This window comes from Vogesella mureinivorans, from assembly GCF_007644035.1.
Classification (GTDB): domain Bacteria; phylum Pseudomonadota; class Gammaproteobacteria; order Burkholderiales; family Chromobacteriaceae; genus Vogesella; species Vogesella mureinivorans.
This window is the reverse complement of record NZ_VMTV02000410.1, coordinates 1-277: the sequence shown is the minus strand read 5'-3', so window position 1 is coordinate 277 and position 277 is coordinate 1. Positions and strand designations below refer to the sequence as shown.

General features: G+C 51.3%; 1 protein-coding gene. It reads right to left on the bottom strand.

Translation table 11 applies throughout. From position 1 onward, the window contains the following. Positions 1-229, bottom strand: a 229-nt coding sequence (locus FLQ44_RS23665) for a hypothetical protein (protein ID WP_170252949.1), incomplete at its 3' end; no start/stop codon positions are given. Positions 230-277: the final 48 nt, after the last annotated feature.

Here is a 277-nt window from a genome sequence, read left to right as displayed (position 1 = left end):
GCAAACCTTTGTCCAGCACTGGCGATTCGCTCAAGCCCAAAATTGGGTCGATAAAAAGGCGATCGATCGCCTGATAAAAGTTGCCCGTCGCCAACAGTTTCGAGTTACCGGCAAAGCCAACCAGTTTCTCAATGATTTGAATGCTGAAATTGAACAAGGCTGGACTGGGCACGGGCAGACGAATCGATTGCTCGGACGCATCGCCATGCGCTCCTACATCTTTGCTCATGTCCTGTATGCCGCTGTACCGCTTGAAGGAGATGCCCTAGTTCAAGAC